Origin of the sequence: Clostridioides sp. GD02404 (assembly GCF_045898275.1) — a bacterium.
Classification (GTDB): domain Bacteria; phylum Bacillota; class Clostridia; order Peptostreptococcales; family Peptostreptococcaceae; genus Clostridioides; species Clostridioides difficile_A.
Window position 1 is genome coordinate 14,063 of sequence record NZ_JBJOCA010000027.1, and the last position, 24,080, is coordinate 38,142.

At 29.9% G+C, this 24,080-nt stretch carries 27 protein-coding genes; 7 read left to right on the forward strand and 20 right to left on the reverse strand.

Translation table 11 applies throughout. From position 1 onward, the window contains the following. Positions 1–96: 96 nt before the first annotated feature. From Q3287_RS15070 to Q3287_RS15140, 15 genes are all read right to left on the reverse strand, one after another. A complete protein-coding gene (locus Q3287_RS15070; protein WP_223195706.1) occupies positions 97–777 on the reverse strand; it encodes a GntR family transcriptional regulator in 681 nt (226 codons plus the stop codon). Then, a complete protein-coding gene (gene ispE, locus Q3287_RS15075; protein ID WP_054271998.1) occupies positions 761–1,651 on the reverse strand; it encodes a 4-(cytidine 5'-diphospho)-2-C-methyl-D-erythritol kinase in 891 nt (296 codons plus the stop codon). The genes Q3287_RS15070 and ispE overlap by 17 nt, the downstream gene beginning before the upstream one ends. Before the next feature lie 117 nt (positions 1,652–1,768). Further along, positions 1,769–3,319, reverse strand: coding sequence for an SPOCS domain-containing protein (locus Q3287_RS15080; RefSeq protein WP_054271999.1), 1,551 nt, complete (start codon positions 3,317–3,319; stop codon positions 1,769–1,771). 92 nt (positions 3,320–3,411) lie between these two features. Beyond that, entirely contained in the window at positions 3,412–3,678 is a 267-nt protein-coding gene (locus Q3287_RS15085) for a Veg family protein (RefSeq protein ID WP_009892135.1), read from the reverse strand. A 147-nt stretch (positions 3,679–3,825) separates the two neighbouring features. Continuing rightward, the gene (gene yabG / locus Q3287_RS15090) at positions 3,826–4,686 is read right to left on the reverse strand and encodes a sporulation peptidase YabG (RefSeq protein WP_021386497.1); all 861 of its coding nucleotides are present in this window, start codon (positions 4,684–4,686) and stop codon (positions 3,826–3,828) included. 83 nt (positions 4,687–4,769) lie between these two features. Beyond that, a complete protein-coding gene (locus tag Q3287_RS15095; RefSeq protein ID WP_407964354.1) occupies positions 4,770–5,708 on the reverse strand; it encodes a dipeptidase in 939 nt (312 codons plus the stop codon). Positions 5,709–5,817: 109 nt separating this feature from the next. Further along, the gene (locus tag Q3287_RS15100) at positions 5,818–5,979 is read right to left on the reverse strand and encodes a hypothetical protein (RefSeq protein ID WP_054272001.1); all 162 of its coding nucleotides are present in this window, start codon (positions 5,977–5,979) and stop codon (positions 5,818–5,820) included. A 9-nt stretch (positions 5,980–5,988) separates the two neighbouring features. Continuing rightward, a complete protein-coding gene (locus Q3287_RS15105) occupies positions 5,989–6,486 on the reverse strand; it encodes an SEC-C metal-binding domain-containing protein (protein ID WP_054272002.1) in 498 nt (165 codons plus the stop codon). 115 nt (positions 6,487–6,601) lie between these two features. Beyond that, positions 6,602–7,312: a UPF0489 family protein gene (locus Q3287_RS15110; protein WP_054277783.1), complete on the reverse strand. Its 711-nt coding sequence runs from the start codon at positions 7,310–7,312 to the stop codon at positions 6,602–6,604. A gap of 144 nt (positions 7,313–7,456) precedes the next feature. Then, positions 7,457–7,987, reverse strand: coding sequence for a hypothetical protein (locus tag Q3287_RS15115; protein WP_407964355.1), 531 nt, complete (start codon positions 7,985–7,987; stop codon positions 7,457–7,459). A gap of 16 nt (positions 7,988–8,003) precedes the next feature. Continuing rightward, a complete protein-coding gene (locus Q3287_RS15120) occupies positions 8,004–8,234 on the reverse strand; it encodes a hypothetical protein (RefSeq protein ID WP_054272005.1) in 231 nt (76 codons plus the stop codon). Positions 8,235–8,248: 14 nt separating this feature from the next. Beyond that, complete coding sequence (locus tag Q3287_RS15125; protein ID WP_054277784.1) at positions 8,249–9,643, reverse strand: sodium:solute symporter family protein; 1,395 nt, start codon at positions 9,641–9,643, stop codon at positions 8,249–8,251. 127 nt (positions 9,644–9,770) lie between these two features. Continuing rightward, on the reverse strand, positions 9,771–11,024 hold the full coding sequence (locus Q3287_RS15130; protein ID WP_054272007.1) for a nitrate/nitrite transporter: 1,254 nt from the start codon (positions 11,022–11,024) through the stop codon (positions 9,771–9,773). A gap of 49 nt (positions 11,025–11,073) precedes the next feature. Next, entirely contained in the window at positions 11,074–12,228 is a 1,155-nt protein-coding gene (locus tag Q3287_RS15135) for a PLP-dependent aspartate aminotransferase family protein (protein WP_054277785.1), read from the reverse strand. 564 nt (positions 12,229–12,792) lie between these two features. Beyond that, complete coding sequence (locus Q3287_RS15140; protein ID WP_074178786.1) at positions 12,793–13,362, reverse strand: recombinase family protein; 570 nt, start codon at positions 13,360–13,362, stop codon at positions 12,793–12,795. Between the two features lie 202 nt (positions 13,363–13,564). Between Q3287_RS15140 and Q3287_RS15145 the strand changes: the two genes are divergently transcribed. Beyond that, complete coding sequence (locus Q3287_RS15145) at positions 13,565–13,792, forward strand: single-stranded DNA-binding protein (RefSeq protein ID WP_054272009.1); 228 nt, start codon at positions 13,565–13,567, stop codon at positions 13,790–13,792. Positions 13,793–14,011: 219 nt separating this feature from the next. On the opposite strand, the gene Q3287_RS15150 is transcribed toward Q3287_RS15145, so the two are convergent. Beyond that, positions 14,012–14,755, reverse strand: a complete 744-nt coding sequence (locus Q3287_RS15150) for a DUF3298 and DUF4163 domain-containing protein (RefSeq protein ID WP_054272010.1) — start codon at positions 14,753–14,755, stop codon at positions 14,012–14,014. A gap of 168 nt (positions 14,756–14,923) precedes the next feature. On the opposite strand from Q3287_RS15150, the gene Q3287_RS15155 reads away from it, so the two are divergent. From Q3287_RS15155 to Q3287_RS15165, 3 genes are read left to right on the forward strand one after another with little or no spacing between them, the layout of a single operon-like run. Beyond that, entirely contained in the window at positions 14,924–15,796 is an 873-nt protein-coding gene (locus tag Q3287_RS15155) for a class I SAM-dependent methyltransferase (RefSeq protein ID WP_054277786.1), read from the forward strand. Further along, positions 15,796–16,461 (forward strand): RluA family pseudouridine synthase, encoded by a 666-nt coding sequence (locus Q3287_RS15160; RefSeq protein ID WP_407964356.1) that lies wholly within the window; start codon positions 15,796–15,798, stop codon positions 16,459–16,461. The genes Q3287_RS15155 and Q3287_RS15160 overlap by 1 nt, the downstream gene beginning before the upstream one ends. Positions 16,462–16,481: 20 nt before the next feature. Beyond that, positions 16,482–17,339: a MerR family transcriptional regulator gene (locus Q3287_RS15165; protein WP_407964357.1), complete on the forward strand. Its 858-nt coding sequence runs from the start codon at positions 16,482–16,484 to the stop codon at positions 17,337–17,339. A 146-nt stretch (positions 17,340–17,485) separates the two neighbouring features. On the opposite strand, the gene Q3287_RS15170 is transcribed toward Q3287_RS15165, so the two are convergent. The 4 genes from Q3287_RS15170 to Q3287_RS15185 form a co-directional block, all read right to left on the reverse strand. Next, positions 17,486–20,035: an FtsX-like permease family protein gene (locus tag Q3287_RS15170; protein ID WP_407964358.1), complete on the reverse strand. Its 2,550-nt coding sequence runs from the start codon at positions 20,033–20,035 to the stop codon at positions 17,486–17,488. Then, the gene (locus Q3287_RS15175; protein WP_054272015.1) at positions 20,032–20,721 is read right to left on the reverse strand and encodes an ABC transporter ATP-binding protein; all 690 of its coding nucleotides are present in this window, start codon (positions 20,719–20,721) and stop codon (positions 20,032–20,034) included. Before Q3287_RS15175 ends, Q3287_RS15170 begins: the two co-directional genes overlap by 4 nt. Positions 20,722–20,803: 82 nt before the next feature. After that, on the reverse strand, positions 20,804–21,793 hold the full coding sequence (locus Q3287_RS15180; protein ID WP_407964359.1) for a sensor histidine kinase: 990 nt from the start codon (positions 21,791–21,793) through the stop codon (positions 20,804–20,806). Next, the gene (locus Q3287_RS15185) at positions 21,780–22,466 is read right to left on the reverse strand and encodes a response regulator transcription factor (RefSeq protein WP_407964360.1); all 687 of its coding nucleotides are present in this window, start codon (positions 22,464–22,466) and stop codon (positions 21,780–21,782) included. Before Q3287_RS15185 ends, Q3287_RS15180 begins: the two co-directional genes overlap by 14 nt. A gap of 360 nt (positions 22,467–22,826) precedes the next feature. On the opposite strand from Q3287_RS15185, the gene Q3287_RS15190 reads away from it, so the two are divergent. From Q3287_RS15190 to Q3287_RS15200, 3 genes are read left to right on the forward strand one after another with little or no spacing between them, the layout of a single operon-like run. After that, entirely contained in the window at positions 22,827–23,156 is a 330-nt protein-coding gene (locus Q3287_RS15190; RefSeq protein WP_054272018.1) for a PadR family transcriptional regulator, read from the forward strand. 4 nt (positions 23,157–23,160) lie between these two features. After that, complete coding sequence (locus Q3287_RS15195) at positions 23,161–23,610, forward strand: permease prefix domain 1-containing protein (RefSeq protein ID WP_407964361.1); 450 nt, start codon at positions 23,161–23,163, stop codon at positions 23,608–23,610. A gap of 58 nt (positions 23,611–23,668) precedes the next feature. Then, entirely contained in the window at positions 23,669–24,046 is a 378-nt protein-coding gene (locus tag Q3287_RS15200) for a hypothetical protein (RefSeq protein ID WP_054277792.1), read from the forward strand. Positions 24,047–24,080 lie beyond the last annotated feature (34 nt).

Consider the following 24,080-nt stretch of genomic DNA (forward strand, 5'->3'; position numbering starts at 1 on the left):
TAATTTAATTTATTCATAATATTTTTTAATATTAATAAAAAAAGCTATTTTAAAATGATTATAATCATTTTAAAATAGCTTTTTTTACTTTATATTTTATAAGTCTTTATTAATCATAGCTTTATCTATCATAAACTGTTCTGCTTTTTCTATATGTTCAGTAGCATATTGCTTAGATAATTCACTATCTCCTTTAATTATAGCATCAAGTAAATATCTATGTTCTTCAACGATATTGTGCGATGTGTCATAATCAGACATGTAAGTAACTCTAAACCTATATACTTGTTCCCATAGTGAGTTTATCAATTGGATTAATTTTTTATTGTTTGTTGCTTTAAATATACATTCATGAAATTCTACATCAAGTCTTAATAATGAATCTACATCACATTCTAAAGTGCTTTTTTTAAAGTCTTCTGATATATCTTTAAGTTTTTTGATATCTTCATCACTGATTCTTTCAGCTGCAAGATATGCTGCTAAACCTTCCAAACTCGCTCTTACTTCTAATACATCCATAATATCTTTTAATGACATATTTGCTACATAAGCACCTTTTCTAGGCAACATAACAACTAAACCTTCTAATTCAAGCTTTCTTATTGCCTCTCTTACTGGAGTTCTACTTACTCCTAATTGTTCTGCTAGTTGTACTTCCATTAGCCTTTGACCAGGCTTTAATTTTCCTTCTAAGATTGCTTCTCTTAAATTCTCAAAAACTACATCTCTCAATGGCTTGTAATTATCCAAGTTCAGTTTAGTTAAATTCTCCACAAATTTCAACCCCTTTTTGACTGCTATTAACAACATATACCTGTTTATATTTTTTTAATAATTCTTTTTTTCCAATTAGAGCATCTTCTTTACTTTCAAATAGTCCAAAAACTGTAGGACCACTTCCACTCATCATAGAACCTAAAGCATTATTTTTCATCATGACTTGCTTTATATTATCTATTTCTTTATGTTTACTTATAGTAACATTTTCAAGAACATTTACCATATTTTCTGATAAAGCTTTTATGTCTTCAGACTTTAAACACTCTATCAAATATTTATTATTTGGTCTTTTTTTAATATTATTCAAATCTAAACCTTGATAAACTTCCTTAGTAGAAACAAATAAATCTGGTTTGCATATCAATATATTTATATCACATGGCAAACCTTTGATATTAGTTAGCTCTTCTCCAACTCCTTGAGCTAAAGCAGGTTGTCCTGATATACAAAATGGAACATCTGCTCCTAAATTAAATCCTATGTCTTTTAATTCATCTTCAGATAATTCAAGCTTCCATAATTGATTTAGACCTACTAATACCGCAGCTGCATTAGAACTTCCTCCAGCCATTCCTGCTGCTACAGGGATATTTTTTTCTATGAATATTTCTACACCTTTTTTTATATCAAATTTATTCTTAAGTATTTTGGCGGCTTTATAAACAATATTATCTTCATCTAAAGGAATATCTAAACTAGTGCTTTTTACCTTTATTTCATCTTCATTTAATCCTTTTACTTTTACTATATCGTATAAATCTATCGTTTGCATTATCATTTCAACAAAATGATAACCATCTTGCCTTTTTCCTAAGACATCAATGGATAAATTTATTTTTGCCTTACTTTTTAGTTTTATAAAATCCATTCTATCCTCCTTGTTTAAAGAATAATGCATCACTAACAATAATATTATACTACAAAAAATAAAATAATAGGGTATTATAATACCCTATTATACTTAATTACTTTAAATTTTTTAATATTAATCTACTAATACGACTTTTTTTTCTAAAATAAGACACTTGCCAGGCTTAATTGGTTCATCCAGTTTTATATCATTAAGCTCTGCAATTTCATTTTCTGTTGTATTGTATTTTTTTGCGATATTCCAGAAAGTATCGCCCTCTTTACATATATATACAATTATACTAGGAGCTTTAGACAAGTCATATACACCTTGGTCTTCACCTTTGATTATAAAGTTTTCTGCCTTCTTGTCTAGTGCCTCAGTAAATCGCTTAATTTTTATAACTAAATCTATTTGATCTCTATTTAAATCAACTTCAATTTTATCAATACATGCTGTATTAAACACAGATGCTGTATCAGTTAAGTTATCCATCTCTATATCATGTTCAAATGGAATTTCTTCACTAATTTTATAAACTAATTTTAGACCCTCAACTGGAACAAATAAAATCTCAACTTTTATAATCCCTTGTATAATACTTTTATTTTCTTCAATATAACTATTTTCTATAGACATAGTTGGACAAACGCTTACAATATCTTTTATTTGTATATCATCATTATCATTTCTTATGCCTTCTCTAACCATAAATGTCTCTTCGCTATTTCTTAGAGTCTTGTTTAATTGAATAGGCTTATGATCAAATTTTATTATTTTTTGAGGAGAATATGCATCTTGCAATACCTCTCTTGTCACTTCATCTGTAACTTTTACTTTACAAGAAGCCATACAATCTATTTCTAAAAGACCTGTATTACTTTCACTATTTTGTTTGAAGATATGATTGAAGTCTGACATAGACAACAAGACTTCTTCAATCATGCCATCACTAACTCCAGGCACTTCTACAAATTGAGTAAACTCAATACCTACTCTATCTAACTCTACAAGTTCACCCTCATATGTACAAGCTAATGGATTTATTTCCAATACTCCACCAATGATAACCTTATTATCAGTCACTCTACTTTCTTTTACTCTAATAGATGGATTTAAACTTATTATAGACTGAATTTCTTCTGTATTTATAGTTATAGTATCTCTTATAGAACTTTCTGCTTTTTCTATTCCAACTATATCTTGGAAACAAATTTCTTTTCTATGTTTCTGTATCCCCTCTACTTGTGATACATCTTTTACTATATCTAATCTTTGCTTTTCAAATAAACTTCCTCTTATATTCATAAGAGCTCCTACTTTGATTTTTCTCTCATTCATTATAGTACAATCCATATGCTCTACTTCTGAAAATAACATGTATTCCATATCTTGAACAACATTATCTTTCTCTATAACTTCGTTTATATCTACTTTTCCATCTACATTAGAAATAGTATTTTTATCATCTGCAATATAAATTACATTATAATTAAAACTTCCTCTACAAAGTATCTTCCCATCTGCCATTTCAATTTTTTTAAGTGATATGTATCCTTCTGTCTTTACAATTTCATATACATCTAATTTTTTGTCTGGTACTACCGCCTCCGCTTCAATAAATGTTTGAAATTTCCCGAAGTCTATTCTATTGTCAATCTTGATTACATCTTTAATTAATTCCATAGTTTACCTCCTTAAGTATTATAAAAGTATCACACTATATTTATATTTAAGGAGCAAAAAAAAAATTACACCTATTTTTAATAGGTATAATTTTAACTTATCTGTAATTTATCTTGATCTCTAAAAACTTGCAATTTTACATTAGATGTTAATAAATCTGAGTAACTATAAGATACCCTAGGATATCCATTACTTTCATCATCTAATTTTATAACGAACACGCTTGGATAAACTTTTTCTAGTATACCCTCTTTTGTAATAATCTGCTTTCTTCCTTTATTAGCTTTCAACAATATTTTCTTTCCTATATGTCTCTCTAAGCTTACTCTTATCTTATCTAGAGTTTGAACAGTAGCCACAATATCACCTTCTTTAACGTTTATATGTTTACATAATATCACATATAAACATTTTTGTCAAATGTTTAAACTAATTATTTTATATATTTTTTGCAAAAATGTCAATACTATTTTTAAAGATATACAGTATAATTATTCTATTTTTTTTTAATGCAATATTGTTTTTGGCATTGCCCATCTAAATTTGCCTCTTGTTTCAGAGCCACCAATCCCCTTAACACCTGTAATAGTCTGCTCTATAACCTCATCAATAGGCACTACTACATCGATTCTTGAACAAGCAATTTTCTCCACTACAAAAACTGGGTCTAAAGCATGTATCATTATTCTTCCAGGTGAACTTGCATAATTTGCTCCTGCACTTATTATTTTTTCATAATTTGATTGGCATGCTCCTGCAAATATAACAAGATTATCCAAATTTGGTTGCCATTTACGTGCTTCTTTTACTGTTTTCATAAAGTTCAGAGAGTTTCTATAGTTACTCATATCTTCTATATCGCCTCTTTTTATTGTCATTGCATCATGACCTGTTATTACTAGTATATCCGGATTATATTTTTCTAGCAGTGCTCTTACTTCTTTATATTGATTTTGTTCTGAAACTGCTACTCCTACAGCAGGTATTCCAAGTTGAGCATATACATCCAAACAAATTTTTAAATATTCTTTATCTCCATCTATCTGTAATACTTTTCCAGGCATTCCATATGTGTTAGGATTTAATTGAAGTTTTGGAACTGCTCTTGTCATTCTTTTCTGTCTTTCTTTAGCTTTTCTTACTGACTTATATAATAAATTTTCTACATTTTTATCTATTAATATATCTTTTATATCAGGTGCTTTTACTAACTCTAAATCATCAATATAAGCATCTGCTATTACTCTAAATGCAATTCCCTTTAGTATAGCTATTTTTTCATTATTTTCATCTACACCAAAAGAGACTATTTTAAATACTATATCTTTGTTATGTGACTTTCTAGCTACAATGTCTCCTACCTTCATAGTTAAACCTCCAATAAATTTTTATCTTAGTTTATACTATGTTCGATATAAAACTTTGTTTCCTAATGTCAAAAAAACATTTCTTATAATACTTCTTTTATTACTCTTAAAGCATTTTTATAGTATATCTTTTCTATATCATCTTCACTAAACCCTTCTTTTTTTAGAGGTTCATATAATTTACCCATCTGAGATATATCCTCAATCTCAACCTTTGAATCTATTCCATCAAAATCTGAGCCTAGAGCTACAACATCTATTCCTCCAACATTTACAATATGTTTTATATGTCTTACCATATCTTCAAGCTTACTTTCGCTTTTATCACTTAAAAACAAATGGAAAAAGTTTATACCTGTAACTCCACCTTTATTTGCCAATACTCTAATCATATCATCAGTTAGATTTCTAGAATGATTCATCATTGCTCTTGAATTAGAATGTGTAGCAATTATTGGTTTAGAAGAAATCTTAGCAATTTCATAAAATCCACCATCTGAAATATGTGAAACATCCACTAACATTCCCAATTCATTCATTTTATGTACTACTTCTCTTCCAAAATCAGTGAGACCTTTTTCTATATACTCTACTTTATTATGAGGAAAACTTAATTCATTCACATGATTCCAACTTATTGTCATCATTCTAACCCCTAAATTGTAAAATTTCTTTAAATTCTCTATCTTACCTTCAAGTACTGCTCCCTCCTCAATAGATAAAAGTGCAGTAAGTTTTCCTTCTGATTGATTTTTCATAATCTCTTCATAATTAGTAGCTAAAGCTATTACATCACTATTTTTTTTCATTTCCTCATGAAATTTATTTGCCATGCTCATACAATAATCAAAAGGATGCTTTACTTCTTCGGTATCAACAAAAAGAGCAAATGTTTGAGCTAACGAATCCCCTTTTTTCAATCTGTCTATATCAACAGAATACTTGTTAGACTTAAGTTCACTTGTTTCTACATTTTCCATTAGCTTTGCTATAGTATCACAATGTAAATCAATAAATTTCATATTTATACCCCCTGTATATTTTATATTTATATCCAAAAATAGAAATAGTTGTCCTTATAGACAACTATTGACAACTATTTTTTAATATTCTTTTTTATATTACTTAATCTTATTCCTCTTTTAAGTTGGGTATTACTCTTTTAACTTCTTCAATTTGATGCCATGTTTTATCTATATCATTTTCACTAATATATTTTTTTAAATCAGTTAAAGATGTAAAATCTTTAACTGATAAATTGTCATCATCGTCTGCAAATCTTAAAATAAACATAAGACTACCTTACTTCCCACAACATTTCTTATATTTTTTACCACTTCCACATGGGCATGAATCATTTCTTCCTATTTTTGCTTCTTTAACTACTGTTTTAGATTTTTTGTACGCTTTTATTATTTCTTTTCTTTGTTCTGCTGGTAATATTTCTTCCCAACCTTGTAAATTATATAGCCAATGAGCTTCAACAGTCACCATATTGTTATATAATTTTTCCCAATCTATTTTTATAGAAACCTCTTTATCAGCTTCTACATCTTCTAGAACTATATCTTCTTTTAGACTTTCACTGATTCCATCTATGAATCCCATGAAAAATTCATTAGTAGTTCCAAATTTTTCAGCCAATTCACTTACTTTACCTTCAACAACATCCATTTTATTGTTTAATATTTCATTGTATATTCCAGCTTCAATTTTTAAATATTCTTCCCAGAATTTTACCTCTGCTTCTTGATTTTCATGATTATCGCTTAAATTTCTCCATTCAGTATATAAACTCATACTTTTTTCCTCCTAAGTAAATCTATATTTTTATAGTTTTTATAGTATAAAATCTTTTGGTTAGATTGTAAGTTTCTTCTTTTTGATTATACCATATTCTATTTAAAGTTAACTCTTATATTATATCATAATTAAACAATTCTTTTAATACTTTTATAGCATACTCTTGGTTTATAAAGTAAGGGCTTGTGGCAATTGTTATGACTTTAGCTTTTTTAATTAAGTTTTTTATCTTATCCAGTTTGAAATCAAACGGTATGTAATCCATATCACTTGAAAATATATCCAAATCTATATCGAGAACAAACTCTGGCTCTATATCTAAATCAAATCCATATAAACTATCTATTATTATTAATTCCGAGAATATTTTATGTTGCAATGCTGGTTTTATAAAGCTTCCTACATTTAAAACCTCATTTGTATACCTAAATACATCTTTTATATTGTTTATATCTACATCGTAGTTATCAGGTTCTCTAGTATCCTTATGTTGGTCTACATGTACTAACTTGCATCCTCTTGTAAATTCATCATTCATCATAGATTTTAACCAAAAATAAAATGCATGATTATGATTATCAAATACATATATTTTTTTATTTCCCAGGACATATTCGACCATATTCTCCAATCCTATTGCTTTTATTTCCCCATTTTCATCTACTTCATTAAAAACTACTTTATTACCCAACTTTACATCATCTAATGTGCCACTTATAAGTTTTGGTACATATATACTCTTATTATCTCTTTTATCATATGAAAATACATTATTTCCCATTGGCTTTTCTATATAAAATCCATTGTATTCATAATTTTGCATAAGACTTAATTTCCTCCATTTTTATAATCTGTAAAACTTAAAATGCACTTATTGCAAATCATATTATCCACTATAGAAGACATCTTATACAACTAAATATAACATCTTCCCTTAATATGTATTATACAATAAGTGCAAAATATTTTACATTCCTATAACAAAGCCATCAGCTTCAATTGGGAGATAACTAACTCTTGTATTCAATTCGACTTTTCCAAAAAATACTACCCAGTATGGCCTAAAAATACTTTCGATTTTAACTATTTCAATCTCTGGAATTCCTCCCATAAACCTATGAGTTAACCTCATAGCCATCTTATTTGCCTTTGCTCTTACTCTTCTTTCATCTTTATCACTATATTGTACAATATTACAATCTATGTTTTTAACCATTTCACACACTGGCAACTCTTGCACTATACTACCAGCACCAGTAGAACCATTCACCAAAATTTTCAATTCATTTATATTATTAGAATGCTTTTTCTTCATAAAAATAGATTTATTTTTATGAATTTTAAGCGTAACAATTTTAAACTCTATATAGTGAAGTCTAACTTCATGAGTATCCTTATTCTTTAATATCAATTTGCTAATTAAAGAGTTTTTTCCACTTTTAGCTATATCTATAGCTTTATCTTTTGTAATTTTTATAGGTAACGCTCTTATATCCATAAAATCATTCTCTTTCTTATTTTTTTCTTGTCATTTTTAGAACTCTATATATGTAATCAAAAAATATTATAACTACAACTGTCATAACTCCATATGGAATTATCTTGCCAACTATAATATCATTTCTAGTCACTATACCATAAAATATAAATCCTGTTATTAAAAAGTACAATAATACTAGAAAACCATCTATCCCAAACCATTTTATTTCTAAATCTTTTTTTACCTTAGACACTAATTTAGACATAGCAGTTTCTCCTTTTATAGATTATTTTGTGTATTTAAATTCTTACCTATTCTATTTCCAATCATCCATGCAATAAATGAAAGAGGTATAGCCACTACAAGAGGCTCTAACTCAAAGCTTTGAACTGGGAATATTTTAAAGTAACCAAAAGTCACTCCTCCTACAATCATTCCTAAAATACCACCCATAGATGTTCTTCTTCCACTTCCAAGAAGTCCACCTACTATAGGTACAAATGCAGAGCCCATCCAAATACTTCCTACAAATATACATGCATCATATACATTTTCAAATCTAAACGCTACACTAAGTCCCATAACTGCTGCTAAACATACACCTATCCTAGTAAATTTTACTAATTGTTTCTGAGATAACTCCTTTTTAGTAATTCTTCCATATATATCATTGGCTAATGTAGCTCCTGCTGCTAGATAATAACTATCTAATGTTGATACTATAGAACCTAAAATTCCTATTATGAATATTACTCTTATTCCTTGTGGCAATGTCTCCAAAACTAAAGTTATATACCCAGCGGCTGGTGCCATCTCTGGATAAGTAGCTCTTACTATAAGACCTGTCATAGTTAAAACCATATCAAAACATATCCATAGTGAGAAACAAGTTAATAAGGCTCTTCTACCAACTTTAGGAGAGTCTGCTGCCGAAAATCTCTGATAAAAAGTTGGGTCTGAATAAGCTCCAAAAGAATATACAATTAGCATCAGTGCTTTCATCGCTGACATTCCTTTTGTAGGATGCATAAGCTGAGGCGCATCTTTAAGTGCTTCTGTAAGCCCTTGGAAACCTCCTATTTGTTCAAATTGACCTGGCATAACCATAGTTAGACCAAATACCATGCAGAAAAATAATACCATATCTGTAATGGCAACTCCCATAAGTCCACCAAGTACTGTAAGTACAACGACTACAACTACCATTATTAGGCCTATCAATTCTTTATCTATTCCCCAAGCTACATTACCTATAGTTCCCATAGCTGTTATTTCTCCAAGTTGTGCACAATATATAAACATTAAGATTGCCCCAATTATAGCAACATGTTTCCCATAAAAACTTTCTAATAAATCAGGAACTGTTATATTGGTTCTTATGTGGATTCTTGGTCCAACCCATAATGCTAAAGGCATTCTTCCAATATGTGCAGCTATTGACCAAACTGCCCAAGCAGATATTCCATATATAGCCGCATACTCCACACTACCTACTGTACCAACTCCCCCATACCATGAGGCAACTAAAGTACCTACTATCAATGACCATGGTAAACTTCGATTTCCTAGGTAATAGCTCTCCATATCTTTTACATTTCTAGAAAAATAATAACCTATCCCTAATAATATAAATGCAAATATAACTATAATTCCATTTTCCCACAATGTTAACATATCTAATCTCCATGTTCTTATATTTTAATTTTCCTGCTTTAATATTTAAATATGAACAACTCTACCCATTTTCATAAAAAATAGGTAGAGTTATATAATAATTATAAGTATTTAATCAGTCTTGTTATTAAGCAATCTTGTTATTCAAATTCTTATTTTCTTTTTTATTTATTTTATTTAGAGCATAAGTAGCAAATATACCTATAACTGCACACACTACAGATAAAATGAATATATAAGTATATCCTGTTTGTCCATATTTGTCTAACCAATTACCTGCTACAGTGTAATAAAATGCGTCTGGAGAAAATCCTATAAATGAAGCAAATCCAACTACAGCTCCTGTAGTTTCTAAAGATATATTAGATTCTGAAACAGATGCAAAGTATATACCTCTAAATCCAAATAAGATTACACTTAGTATTATCATATTTATTACAGCTATCCATATAAATCCCGCTCCTTTAGGAATTACCAAGTAGGCAGCTGTACTTACTGTCATTAGTATAAACCCTACAAACATTACTCTTATAGATGAACCCACTTTATCTGTTATGACACCAGCAATAGGAGATGCTCCCATTTTTATAACATAAGTTCTAATTATTGATAGAGCTGAAACTAGAGTCATTGGCATTACATAAACTTCTGATAAATATGGGCTTAAATAAGTTAAACTTGAGAATACTAGATAAGTTGAAAATATTATAAGACCAATTAACCAAGCTTTTGGCATTGTAACTACTTTTAATAATGACTTAATGCTTAGACCTTCATCTGATGCTCCAGTATCTTTTTTCTCTTCTACTAAGAAGAATAAAAGTATACCACATATTATAGATGCTGCAGAATATAACCATACTACATATTTGAATCCTATTGTTATTTCAGCAAATTTACCAAAGAAGTAAAGACCTATAAAAGAAATTAATGTACCTGATACACCTGATAATCCTTCATAAAAACCAAATATTCTACCTTGCTCTGATTCACTTCCTTGCATTCTAACAATTTTAACAGATGCTGAGAAGAAAGTTAATATTGTTGTGAATCCCCATAATACAAATATTAAAAGTATCATACTATATGATGGGAATGTTGAAAAATAAAACCCTAGTAACCCTGAAGTGATTAAAGAAAAAGTTATCAGCTTTCTAACTGAGAATCTATCCGCAAACCATCCTCCTATAAAATAAGATACCATCCCTACTAATCCGTATAAACTCAATAAGTTCCCTATTTGTGTATGACTCAATGCTAAAGCTTGTTGCATTGGGTCATAAAATGATGATTTCATATATGGTAAACTATACATAGCTGTTGTTCCAAATGCCAATATGAATATTATTAGAAATCTTTTAACATTACTTTTGTTCTCCATTGATTTTCTCTCCTTAAAATTTTTTATTTATAAATTTATGCATGTAATTTTATTTTAATTTTTCGATTGCTTGTTTAAAATCATTTATTATGTCATTTGAAGATTCTAATCCTACAGCTATTCTTATTAGATTCTCTCCATTCATTTGAACTAATGTATGCTCTTCTCCTAAACTTGTTGCTATTGTTGCAAGTTCTAAAGAGTTCATTAATCTTCTACTAGCTTGGTCTCTTGTCAAACCATTGATACCATCTTTTAGTTTAAATGAGACTACTCCTCCACCTAAACCGTTCATCTGAGTTTTACAAAGTTCATATTGAGGATGAGATTTTAGTGCTGGATATTTTACTAATTCTACACTTTCTTCTTGCTCTAAAAACTCTGCTACTGCTAATCCATTTTCACAGTGCTTTTTCATTCTCATATCTAACGTTTTCATACCTCTTAAAATCATCCATGCACTCATTGGTGGTAAAGATGCTCCTGTAAAACAACATAAACTTGGCCATCTAACTAAATCTATTAATTCTTTTGAACCTGCTACTGATCCTCCTAAAGTATCTCCATGTCCATTTATAAATTTAGTAAGACTATGTATTACTAAGTCTGCACCTAGATCTATTGGTCTTTGTATAATTGGTGTACCAAAAGTACTATCAACTATAGCTAAACTCTTATTTTCATGAGCAATTTCTGCTATTGCTTTTATATCTACTAAATCTAAAGATGGATTTAAAGGACTTTCTATATAAACTATCTTAGTGTTTGGTTTCATTGCATCTTTTATATTTTGTGGATTTACTGCATCTACAAATGTAACTTCCACTCCAAATTTAGATAATAATTCAGACATAAATAATTTAGTGTGTGAAAATATACCATCTGAACTAACTATATGGTCTCCACTTTTTACTAATGCTAAGATAGTAGATGTTATTGCTCCCATGCCTGATGTACTAGATATAGCACTTTCTGCATTTTCAAGCATAGCTAATTTAGTCTCTAACTCTGTAAGTGTAGGATTACATTCTCTCGTATATACATATCCCCATGTCATGCATAACTCTTCAAAATGCTCTACTGTTTTTGCTGCAAATGTTGCTGTTTGGCATATTGGTGTAGCTAATGCCCCTGTCGTTGGGTCTGCACTATGTCCCCAATGTATTATTTTTGTCTCCAAATCTTGATTAATATTATTGCTCATTTTAATTCCCTCCTGGTTTGACTTATTTATACAACGTTTTCCCTGCCAAATTTCACCAATTTGACTTAATCTTAATACAAATTTTTTAAGTATACTTTTATATTTGTTATAATTTCTAAAAATCTGACATTTATTTTATCTTTTTACAGTTCTAATTATAAACTCTATAGTAACTATAGAGTCAATATGTTTTTGATATTTTTTTTACAATGTTTAAAATATTTAGCACAAAAATAGGTATACCTTAGAATAACTAATGTCACTCTAAGATATACCTATTTTTATATTGTGCCTTAAATAATTACATAAATCATTAATTTTTTATGTAACACATAAATTTTTAAAGATTTATTACCTCTTTATAGATATACTACAGTTAAATATTTTAATATTACTTAATATTTTTAATCAGTCATATCCTGACAATAAAATTATATAATATAAAAAATAACTTACAAAAACTTTAAGAATCTTTTATGCATTATAGCTGAAAATAAGATTAGTTAGAAGTATAAATATCTTTAGTTTATTTATACCTCTAATTTTTCATAAATTATACCTCTATTATATTGATTTCTTTGCACGAATAAGTGTACTTTTAGAGATGCCAGTCATCTTCACAACCTCTCTATATGGCTTAGAGTTTAATAAACCTAATGCATATTGTATCTGTTGATTACTGTATTTCTTTGGTCTACCATCTTTAAAATCCTTTTTCTTTCTAGCAAATTCTTTACCTAATTGAGTACGCTCTATTATCATATTTCTTTCAAGCTCTGCAACTGCAAGCAATGTAGTTAGAAAGAATTTTCCCATTGAAGTATTTTCTAAGAGTCCTATGTTTAAAATGTGAACACTCACTTCTTTAGCAAACAATCCCTCTATTAATTGTATTCCTTCTGATGTACTCCTAGCTAGTCTATCTAATTTAGTTGCAACAAGTAAATCGCCCTTTTTTAAAGATGATATAACTTTTTCAAACTTAGGTCTATTTGTAGTAGTACCTGTATAAGTTTCTTTTATTATCTTGGCATCATTATATTTACTCAATATTTCCTGTTGTTGCTGATACAGACTATTGTTATCTGTTTGATTTTTTGTGCTTACACGACAATATCCATATATAATAATAATCACTTCCTAACATAAAGATTTAGTACAGAAGTTGCCTAGAGGCTTGTATCTAATCATCTTTATCCATTTTACTAAAATGGTTTTTTAGTGTCAATACTGTTAACTTTTGACACCATAATAATTCCTTTATAATTTGTTTGACTCTGTCAAAATTTACCAATATAATGAAATTAATGAGTTTATACAAATTGGAGGAAATAATATGAATAGTCTGTTAAAAGAAGCAATAGATGAATTAAAAAACATCAATTGTGGAGAAGTTTTTTTATTAAAAGAATTGTTCAAAGGCTATGAATGGAACAGGTTGGAGATGAATATCAGATTAAAATTAGGAAAGCTCTTTTTATATGAAGTGGTAAGTAATCCCAATTTAGATGTAGAGGTCATCAATAAAAATTCTGCTTATCAGCAAATGTATAAAAAAAAATAGTGACTTAAATGTATATAATAATATAAACCTCTTGTTGATTCAAAAGTTAAAACTTTTAATACAAAACAATCGTGCTATTTTAAATATTTATCAATATGTCTAAATTTATATAATTAACACATATAAATAGTACAGTTTAAATCACATTATTTAAGATAGATAAATCTTAACCCTACTCCAGTATAAATACTAAAATAGGGCTCAGAATTATCTATATTTTTATACTATAAAATGTTTCGATTTTCCTCTTGATTGAACATATATATCTGGAGAAATACAATAGAAACGTGAATTTATAAAATTGCCGAAATCAGAAAATTTCATCTCAAACTTAGGTATCCCGAAGCTTTCAGGTGCTATTTCATCGACTCCAAAATAGATAACGATTCCATCATCTGTAAGATAAAAAGCTTGGTCTTCAGGTATAACCAATTCTACATTAGAATAATACATATCTCTATTTTCATTTATCTGAGACTTTATATAATCAGTTATTATATTTATATAATCAGTCCCATCTCTAAAAATATCACCAATTAAAAGTTCTTTTCCAGTTGTCAAATCTATGTTGTAATTATTCAATGTATTATATTTAGGTCCAGCATTATTAGCAAATCCCATAAGGCTTAATATCATACTTAGTACATAATTTTTATTAAAAGTAACTGCATAACTAGTTGATACCCAGTAACTTTGTTTTGGAAGTGAATTTTGAGAAGCTGCATTATTATACTCTTGTTCTTCTTCCTTTAAGCCATTTTTAAAATTGTTTACAGTCATTCTTACAGCGTTGTTTATATTATTTAAAATAGCTGGATTTACGAAAGTAGATTGATTTCTGATATTGTATATAATCGGATACTTTACATCATAAGAAAAATACTTACTTCTTTCAAAGTCTTCATTAAATTGCACATATAATATATTATATGTACAAGTATTTGTAGATTGATTATTTTCCATTAAAATCCTCCCCCTTTTATTAAAAAAATCAGATACAATATAATATGCTTAAAACAGTAATAATGTTAATAGTAAATGTAAAGAATAGAAAGTATCTAAAACAGCAAAAAATGACTAATTTTGTGGTATAATACATAGGATTGAGAGTTATTTTATAGGAGGAAAGATATGTTATTATTAGCAGATAAATGGAAAGATTATGAACTTATAGATATGGGAAATGGAGAAAAATTAGAACGTTGGGGTAATTATGTACTTAGAAGACCAGACCCACAAGTTGTATGGCCAATGGAATCTGAATGGGCATTATGGAAAAACCCTCATGGACATTATCATAGAAGTAATAAAGGTGGAGGGCAATGGGAACACAAAAAAAGATACCCTGAACAATGGACTATAAATTATAAGAATTTAAAGTTTCACATTAAACCAACTGGATTTAAACATACTGGATTATTTCCAGAACAAGCAGCCAATTGGGATTGGATGATAGACAAAATAAAGAAAGCTGACAGACCTATAAAAGTGTTAAATCTATTTGCATATACAGGTGGGGCTACAGTAGCTTGTGCATCTGCTGGTGCAGAAGTATGCCATGTTGACGCAGCAAAAGGTATGGTTAATTGGGCAAAAGAAAACATAGAGTTATCTGGTCTTAAAAATCAAACAGTAAGATTTATAGTGGATGATGTTGTAAAGTTTGTTGAAAGAGAAATAAGAAGAGGGAAAAAATATGATGCGATAATAATGGACCCACCTTCTTATGGAAGAGGTCCTAAGGGAGAGGTATGGCAAATAGAAGAAAAATTATATAGTTTTGTAGACTTATGTATGGGAGTTTTATCAGATGACCCATTATTTTTCTTGATTAATTCTTATACAACAGGTTTTTCTCCAATAGTCCTTGAAAATGTATTATCTACAACAATAGGCAAAAAAGCAAATGCAGGAGATATATATGGTGGAGAATTAGGAATACCGGCTTCTAGAGATGGTAAGATACTTCCTTGTGGTATATTTGGAAGATGGGAGAAAAAGTAATGATAAGAGTCATATATGAAGATAACCATTTACTCGTTGTAGAAAAACCAGTTAATATATTATCTCAAGGAGATGATACTAATGATAAAGATATGGTAAATCTTTTAAAAGACTATATAAAAAAAAAGTATAACAAACCAGGAAATGTATATATTGGTTTAATACATAGATTAGATAGACCAGTAGGTGGAGTTATGGTTTTTGCAAAGACATCAAAAGCAGCATCAAGATTGTCTGAACAAGTAAGAAATAAGACCTTCAATAAAACTTATCTAGCTATTATACATGGCAATATGAAATCTGGTAAAGATACATTAAAAGATTTTTTATATAAGAATAAAAAGACTAATATGGTAACTGTAGTGAAAAAAAATCATAAAGATGCCAAAGAAGCTGAACTTGACTATAAGATATTAAACTTTAAAGAAAACCTAAGCTTGGTTCAAGTAAACTTGAAAACTGGTCGTTCTCATCAAATAAGAGTTCAATTTTCAAGCAGAAAACATCCATTATATGGAGACCAAAGGTATGGTAAAGAAATAAATAAAGTTGGACAACAAATAGCTCTTTGGTCTAATAAAATAGAACTCTACCATCCTACTACAAAAGAAAAAATGGAATTTACATGTCATACGCCTGATAAATATCCATGGAATATATTTTAAATCTCAAATGAGGTGATTGTATGAGTAAAAAGTTTTCAATAGGAGAGATGTCAAAGCTTCATAAAATAAGTATACAGACACTAAGATACTATGACCAAATAGACTTATTTAAACCTGTTCATGTTGATCAAGAAAGCAATTACAGATATTACTCAATTGACCAATTTTCACAATTAGATATTATAAAATACTTAAAATATCTAGGTATGCCTTTAAAGGAAATTAAATCAAAACTTGATGAAAATAATGAAGAAATTCTAAAACTGCTAACTAATAAAATTAATATAGTGGACGAGAAAATTAAAGAATTAGAACTTATAAAAAAAGTGCTAAGTACTAAGAAAGAAACAATGGAAAAAGGTATGAAAGTAGATGATGTTAATAAAATAGTTAGAAAACATATTCCAAGAAGAAGTATATTATCTATAGAATATGAAGAAGGGTTAAGTAGTGAAGAAACTATGGAACTTTCAAGAAGACAAATAGCGAATATATTAGAAGATAATATATCTGTATTTTATGGTGGCGTAAGTGGGCTTGTATCTATAGATAAATTTTTAAAGGAAGATAAAGTCATTTATGACAATAGCTTTGTTACAGTTGAAAGAGATTTATTTGATACAAAATCGCAAAAATATATAACAGAAATTTCAGCTGGCGATTTCATCTGTATGACCTATAAGGGACCTTACAAAAAAAATTATACTGCTTTTAAAAAATTAGTTGATTATGTTGAGTATAAAAGAATACCTATTGAAAATTATATATATGAAATACCTATAATAGACCCTTTATCTACAAACAATGAAGAAGAACTTCTAACTGAAATTCAGATACAAGTTAAAAAGAGAGAAATTGACTTAAGATGTTTAGTTTAATTGACTTTTCTCAGTAAATTTTTTAAGAAAATAGGAGGGAATGTAACTAACGCCAATTCCCTCCTATTTTTAGTATAAATTACTATTCTTTTATTATGCGCCATCTCTTAGAATTATTTTTCTATAAAATTAACATATACCTTAAATTAAGCCATATCATCTCGCAGTGCATCGATAATATTTTCTTTTTTTATCTTATTAGTAGTATACAACATTGTAATGAATATGATAAAGAGAACGCCAAACACACTTATTCCGATACTTACCCATGGAAACATAAAGTTAATATCATCTGCTACCATTCCTTTATGAATTAACCAGGAAGAAATTACTGCTATAGGTAGCCCAAATAGAAGAGCCCTCATACCATAAAATATACACTCAAAATTCATCATTTTTTGGAAATCACACTCAGACATTCCAATAGAACGAAGCATGGCAAGCTCTCTACGACGCAACTTGATATTCGTAGAAATTGTATTGAAAACATTAGCGACAGAAATAAGTGAAATCATAATGATGAAAGTATAGGCGAATACGTTGACAATGAATATGTAATTACGATTATCGTCCATCATTCCATACATATTGTAGAGATTATGCTCAACTGTAACACCCTCACTCTCAATAATCTTTTCCATTTCTGCAACTGACTGAGTTGGATTTTTTGATTGAAATCCCATACTCTTGATTCCTGTAGAAACATCAAGAGCCTCAAACTTATATTTGACTGAATAAGGAGCTAGTATTCTGAAGTTTACTTGCTTATTCTTAGAATTTCTTGCACTTGGAGGAGAATCAGGTGGCACTATTTTTACAAATGTAATGTTTACATTTTGCTTTTCAACATTATCCAAATTACCATCAATTTTAGAGGTAAGATTAACATTCATAGAGGAGTTTGTAAAAATATCAATAGTATGGTCATCCTCAACAGCCATAGAAATAGCAAGCATCTTTGCATTTTCTCCAGTATATTCTTTTGTGTTTAAGCCAAGACCTTTGATAATATTCAGATAAGTACTGTCATCAAGAAATTGCATATCTACTGGTAAATTGACTGTTTCATTTGTTGCATGCATATTTTCATGTTGTAAGTAATTTTCTGTAAGCTTACTTCCTTTAACGATACATGAATAAGTAATCATTTCTTGATACAAACCTTCGTAAACACCATTAGCACTCTTCATCTTATCATATAGCTTTAGCATTTCACTGTCACTCATGCCTTGTGTGGAAAAGATAATGTCATGGTCAGTAACCTCTGATTTCTGGCTTGACATCTGTTTTAAATCTCCTACTAAAGCGCTAGTCGATATAAATAACACTATACTGAGAGCTAATGATAAAACTATACTGCGATAGCGTTTCTTATTTCTTTTAAAATTTTTCAGAGCGAGAGTTCCCTCCAAACCATAAATGCGTTGTGAAAGATTTGATGTCTTCACAGCTTTAGATTCGACTTTTACTTCATTAGTCTGGCGTATACACTCCATCACTGGTGTATTAGCTGCCTTTCTGGCCGGAATATAAGCTGAGATTAAGATAGTAACCATACTAACCACTACTGCAACAATAATTGCGAGAATAGATAAAGTCAAGGTCAGAGGGACGTTAGTATATAGAACATTTGCAAAGTTTTTGGAAATAACAGAAATCACAAGCTTAATACTGAGTATTCCAACTGCGACACCAATTGGTATCCCAACAGTACCAATACAAAATCCCTCAAACAACACTGAATTCCGTAACTGCTTTGCTGTAGCTCCAACAGATGAAAGGATTCCAAACTGTTGTGTTCGTTCATTCAACGACATATTAAACGAATTATAGATTAGAAAAATCGAGCCAATCATTATGATAGCAAGCACAATCCCACCAACCGAATATAAAAACACATTGAATAGCTTGTTGTCAGAAGCTCCCATGAAACGTAACACGTTATCATTGAAAACATAAGCACGTTCTCCAGTGCTACTTGCATAAGAATGGGCTTTACGAGGATTTTTCAATGTGGCAAACAAGCTAAAACTATCCCCTTTGAATTGTGCATCAGCTTTAGTTATCAAGGTATATCCTGGTGCAGAAGATTCCTCAAAGATAGGCTTTCGACATATACCAACAACTTTATATGTCCTCTTATCTTGTGATACAAGAGTTTCCCCTCCAGCAGTGTATAAATCACCTTGACCAAGCCTCTCATTTACATCATTTATACGTCTACCTATATCTAATGAAACAGTGTCACCTGCTGCGAATTTGACACCACCATCTGTTGCAACTTTACTGGAAACAAGAATCTCTCCACTGTTTTTAGGCAATCTTCCTGAAATCAAATCTATAGGCACAGTATCAAAGGTTTCTTTGTTGAATCCGGCTATAAAAAGATATGGCTTATCTGGATTTCTGTTGCCACTAAGTGTTGCATAGCCGATATTTTCAAATACTGTGGTATTTGTAACTTCATCATTACCTACCTGTTTCTGGATGAAAGATGAATCAACATCTAAAAACTCAACATGCCAATCACCATACTTCGAAATAGCACCTTTTGTCAAATAGTCTATCAAAGAAACTCCAAATGTTGTGACTGCCGTAATCATGGCAGCAGATAGTACGACCCCTATAATTGTTACAAGAGTTCGTGTACGATTTTTTTTCATACCTTGCAGTGCAACTTTGTTGAAAATGTTCATGAACGATTCACCAGCCTTTCATCACGCACTACTTTTCCATCTGCAATACAGATAATTCTATCTGCCTGTAATGCAATATTTTCATCATGTGTGACAATTATAAGGGTCTGATGATATTTATTATGGCTTTCTTTCAATAGCTGGATAATATCCTGTCCATTTTTACTGTCTAAGCTACCAGTAGGTTCATCAGCAAGCATAACTGCTGGTGCATTCATTAAAGCACGACCGATTGCTACACGTTGTTGCTGACCTCCAGAAAGTTGATTTGGCAAATGCATTCTTCGCTCTTTTAAGCCAAGTAACTCCAACAGGTCATTTAGTCGTTCCTTGTTAACCCTACGCTTATCCATAAGTATAGGCAAAGTAATATTTTCCACTACATTTAGTGTTGGTATCAGATTGTGAAACTGATAAATCAATCCAACTTGACGTCTACGAAAAATAGCAAGTTTTTCATTACTCTGGCCATATACATCTTGCCCATCTAGGTATATCTTTCCACTTGTTGGCACATCTACACCTGCAATGGCGTGTAGCAATGTAGATTTACCAGACCCAGAGGAACCTATAATAGCAGTAAATTCTCCTTTTTGGATAGTAAGTGAAATATTGTCAAGTGCAGTAACCTGATTTTCACCTTTTCCATATACTTTGCATAAATTTTCAATTTTTAAAAACTCCATTATGTGAGTCTCCTTTCTTATGGTTTACCCATATAATAGAACTTTCAGCTTACATCTCTGTGACTTTAAGATGAGAGATTAGTCACTTTGGAAAACGTATAGTAAATATCGCGCCACCCTGTGGATGATTTTTCGCGTTAATTGTTCCTCCTTGACGTGTTATAATCATCTTGCATAGAGACAATCCAATCCCATACCCTGCCATGTTTGTGTTTTTCCCACGATAAAACCTGTCAAAAATAAATGGCAAATCTTCTTTTCCAATTCCCATCCCGCTATCATGAATGGTAATCTCAGTAAACAGTGTGTTATCCTCACAAACAATTTCAATCTTACCACTATCTCCTACCTTTTCTATGCAGTTTTTGAGGATGTTTTGAATTGCTTCCGAAAGCCAACTTGAATCACCATTAATAATCATCCTTTTAGGAATATCTATTTGTAAATCGATATTATGTAGCTCCATTGAAATCATAAATGGTCTAAGAGAAGCATATATCAAGTCATTTATGTCTATCTGTTCACTTTGAAACTCCACAATGCCAGCATCCAATCGAGATAATTTTAATAGAGAGGTAAGTAACCAATCCACCTGCAAGAGCAGTTCCTCTGTCTCTCGTATTAGACCTTTCCGTTCATCTTCATCAGTATTAGTCTCTAATAATGACATAATAAGAGTTACTGATGTAAGAGGAGTTCGAAGCTGATGCGCTATATCAGCTAAAGAATCAGCAAGATGTCTTTTTTCTCTTTTTAGTGCTTCATTTTGTTCCCGAATACGCAATGTCATTTTAGTTATCTCACTTTGAAGAATAGAAAGTTCTCCCTCATCTATTTCAGCAATATACATATGGTCAGTATTATGAAGCACAATATCAATTTGTTCTGAAATATGTGCAATACTTTTGTGTCGGGCCCTAGTAAATATAAGAAATAATGTACCAAAAGTAGTGTCAGATACAATTACAAGGATTCCAGCCATCATATTGATTGCAAATCCTAGAGTTACAGTGACAACAGTTATTAATAAGAACAAAATAGCAAACCTACGAAACTCTCTATTCCGAAACATGTCCTCCCCCCAATCTATACCCTGTTCCACGAACAGTCAAAATTATCTGTGGACTTGAAGGGTCATCCTCTATCTTCTCCCTCAGGCGTTTAATGTACACAGTCAATGTATTGTCATTTACAAACTCACCTGCTGCATCCCACAATTCATCAAGCAATTTAACCCTCGTAATAATACCTTTGGGATTACTAATAAACACCAGTAACAATCGATACTCTAGAGCTGAAAGAAAAACTTCGTTACCATTTTTTTTCACGACACCACTTGCTGTATCAATATAAAGACCACAGATTTCAAAAGTTGCCCCAAAACGCTCACTTTTTCTCAGTGCTGTTTTGATTCGTGCAATCAATTCACGTGGACGAAAAGGTTTAGTGATATAGTCATCCGCACCCATGTTCAGCCCAGTAACAACACTCGATTCATCACCAGAAGCTGTCAGAAAGATAACTGGGATGTCTTGTGTTTCTTTAATTTCTGTACAAACTGTAAATCCATTTCCATCAGGCAAGGAAATATCAATCAGTGCCAAGTCAAATTTATTGCTAGCAATCTCATCAAGTGCTTCACTTCTTGTGGAAGCATGGATTACTGTAAATCCTTCTGCATTTAACAAAAGAATAAGGTTCTTAGCAATTGCCTTGTCATCCTCAACCAAAAATATCCTCTTCATTTATTTTCATCCCCCTTTATTTTACTGATTTTATACTCTCTATCTGTAGTTTTCCAAATTTTATCAATCTATTTTGTTGTTATATAATAATAAATAACCCTTTATTGATTTATTATATTTCTTTTATCACAAAGATACAAGTTGAGTCATAAAACACGATATAAGTACAATAATTTTCGCATAATTAGTCTATAATCATACACCCTAGTCTCTATAATGAAAAAGTATATTCTTTCTATTATTCCTAAAATTAGTGTGTCTTTTATAATTTATACTTGAAAAATTAAATTGAAAGTCTTATTATATAATTATATATACCTCATAATATAAGGTATATGATAAAACAAAGTAGGTGAATTTATGGACTTGAACAAAGAAGTACTTAAAGGTCATATTGATACTTTAATATTATCAATACTAAACAAAGGTGATTCATATGGATATGAAATAGCAAAAGTGGTTAGAGACGAAACAAGCTTTGAATTAAAGGAAAGTACTCTCTATGTATCTCTTAAAAGATTAGAATCCAAAGGTCTAATAAAATCATATTGGGGAAACGACCAAGGTCTTGGAAGTAGAAGAAAATATTATAATATAACTGATTATGGAAAAGAAAATTTAGAAGTAAAAATTCAAGAGTGGAACTTTATACAAAATGTTATGAACAAATTTCTAAAGAGAGGTGAATAGATTTATGAAAATAATAGAAGAGTATTTAGGAACACTATATAAAAATGATACTAGCAAAGAAATTCAAGATTTAAAAGAAGAATTAAGAGAACATCTAATGGATTCTACAAACGAGTTTATTGAGAATGGATATGATATAAATGAGGCACAGAATAAGGCAATAGAAAGATTTGATGGCAGTAACGAAGTATCAGTAGAATTACGTTCAATATTTAAACAAAAAATAGAACCTAAAAAGGTTTTATTACGAAAATCATCAAATTTAAGAATTCTATTTTTAAACTTATTTGGATGGCTTCTTGCTGCTACTGCACTTACAATCAATAGAAGTTTTGGTCATGTAGCTCCACCATGGTTGATTATAGCTTTAATAATATCAATAATTGTATTAATAATGCTAAGTATTTTAATTAAAAAAAGAAATAAAAAAGGATTACAAAATGTAGCTAAATAACTGTATTTTAAATTCTTACTTATTCCTATAAATAAACATTATGAAGGGGGCTTTTTATATGGATAAAAAAATGCTATTGGAAAAATTTCTTGATACTCCAGGAGTTTCATATATCAATGAAAAAGTAAATCTATTTAAAGATACTAAATGGATTTCATTTGGCACTTATATAATGACTGTTGATAGTTTTTGCTATAGAGAAGATTCAAAACACTATAACCCAATAATGGGTACATTTGATTACGAATCAGAGATTTTTATAGTTAATGCTTCATACAAAAATGATATATATTCTATCAAGAGTAAAAAACTTTATAGAAATGTATCTAAGGGAGATAAGATAGTTGTTACAATTAAATATTCCTATGATAAATATGAAAATCTTATACATGAAGAAATTCATGATTATCATCTTTATCCTCTATTTATTGATTAAAATAAAAGGCGAAAGCCTCTATGGCTAACGCCTT